The following is a 2,047-nucleotide window of genomic DNA, read 5'->3' on the forward strand; positions in this document are numbered from 1 at the left end:
GGTCGTCGCCGACGTCATCCCCGAGCGCCTCGAAACGGCGCTGGCCGTCGGCGCGGACGCCGTCATCAACTCCGCCACCGAGAACGTCACCGAGCGCCTCACCGAGCTGCACGGGCAGGACGCCAACGCACTCGGCCAGCCCCGCGCCGGCACCGACATCTACATCGACGCCGCAGGCGTCCCCGCCGTCTTCCAGGCCGCCGTCGACTCCGCGAAGTGGAAGGCCAAGATGGTCATGGTCGCCGTACAGAAGAAGGGCTCGGACATCGACCTCGGCGGCATGCTCCGCAGCGAGCTCACCCTCGTCGCCTCCCAGGGCTACCCGACCGAGATCTTCGAGGTGACCCCGGAACTCGCGGAACACCAGGACCGCTTCGCCAAGCTGATCAGCCACCGCGTCCCGTTCTCCGAGGTCGACCGGGCCTTCGAGCTCGCGCTGACGCCCGGGGCCGCGGAGAAGGTCGTCGTCACCTTCGACGAGTGACGGACCCGCCCGGGTTCCTGCCGGCCACGCTCGGCCGGCGGGGCCCGTGGCGGTCCGCACCGCGGTGACGACACCGGACGGGAACCCCCACACCATGATCGACAATCTGCAACGTCTGCCCTCGGCCCGCCCCCACGCCGTCGACGCCGGACTCGCCGTAGCGCTCTTCGCCTGCTCCCTGCCGGGCAGCCTGGTCACTCTCCCGGGGCACGACCCGGGCGTGCCGTGGTGGCCCGGCGTCCTGCTCACCGGGGTCGCGTGTACCGCGCTGCTGTGGCGCCGCTGCCGGCCCCGTACGACGACGGCGGTGACGATCGTCTGCGCGACGGCCGTCTCGGCGCTCGGCTACATCCTCACGGTCCTGCTCCTGGGCCCCCTCATGGTCGCGCTGCACTCGCTGGCCGTCCGCACCGACCGCAAGACCGCGAACACCTTCGCCTGCACCGGCATCGTCCTGCTGGTGGGCGCCGCGCTGATCGCCGGGCCCGGCAACGAGCCGCTGGTCCTCAAACTGCTCGGCCCCGCCGCCTGGCTGCTGCTGCCCACCTCCCTGGGCACCGTGACCCGGCTGCGCGGCGCCTACCTGGAGGCCGTGCAGGCACGCGCCGAGCACGCGGAACGCACCCGGGAGGAGGAGGCGCGACGGCGCGTCACCGAGGAGCGCATGCGCATCGCCCGGGACCTGCACGACGTCGTCGCCCACCATCTCGTCCTGGCGAACCTCCAGGCCGGCGCGGTCGCCCGGATGCTGCCCGGCCGACCCGACGAGGCCGAGCGGATCGTCACCGACCTGTCCGGCACCACCTCCTCGGCGCTGCGCGAACTCAAGTCCACCGTCGGCCTGTTGCGACATCAGGTGGACCCCACGGCTCGCGCGACGGACACCGGGGACCGTACGGCTCACCCGACCGACACCGACCGGCCACCGACTCCCACCCCCGGCCTCGCACAGCTCCCGGACCTCGCCTCCTCGTTCCAGCACGCCGGCCTCGCGGTCACCCTCGCCACCGACGGAGACCCGCGTCCCCTGTCCGCCGGCGCCGCCCTCACGGCGTACCGGATCGTGCAGGAGGCCCTGACCAACGTCACCAAGCACGCCGTCACCGGCTCGGCCGAGGTACGGCTCGCCTACACCCACGACCGGCTGGTCGTCACGGTCCTCAACGCCGACGGCGCGAGACGGTCCGACTCCACCTCCCCCGGCGGCGGTTACGGCCTCATCGGCATGCGCGAGCGCGCCCACTCCGTCGGCGGCCGCATCCATATGGGCCACCGCCCGCAGGGCGGCTTCGAGGTCGTCGCCGAGTTGCCGGTGCAGCCGTACCGGCTGGAGGAACCCGCGGCCACCTGAGGCCCTGCCCCAGCCGTCACACCCGCCACACCAAACTTCCACTTGCTTAAGTCAATCAATTGCGATTAACTTGAGTGAGTCAAGCAATACCGATGTCCCTGAACCCCCTTTTGGCCCCGATGGAGGCACTTGCCATGTCCGACGCCCTTGCCCGACCCCCCGTAGCGGGGACATCCGCCGCGCCGAGGTCGAACGCCGTCGTGGCGGTGCTG

General features: G+C 71.9%; 2 protein-coding genes. Both read left to right on the plus strand.

What is annotated here, in order from left to right; all coding sequences use genetic code 11:
* A partial coding sequence (locus ADK57_RS11845) for a zinc-binding dehydrogenase (RefSeq protein ID WP_159050042.1) occupies positions 1-484 on the plus strand: 484 nt, incomplete at its 5' end.
* Positions 485-578: 94 nt separating this feature from the next.
* Positions 579-1,835 (plus strand): sensor histidine kinase, encoded by a 1,257-nt coding sequence (locus tag ADK57_RS11850; RefSeq protein WP_053749367.1) that lies wholly within the window; start codon positions 579-581, stop codon positions 1,833-1,835.
* Positions 1,836-2,047: the final 212 nt, after the last annotated feature.

It is taken from the genome of Streptomyces sp. MMG1533 (assembly GCF_001279775.1).
GTDB lineage: Bacteria > Actinomycetota > Actinomycetes > Streptomycetales > Streptomycetaceae > Streptomyces.

Bases quoted from the DNA above. Each gene is read 5' to 3' on its own strand.
- ADK57_RS11850 (WP_053749367.1), top strand. From the start codon at position 579: ATGATCGACAATCTGCAACGTCTGCCCTCGGCCCGCCCCCACGCCGTC.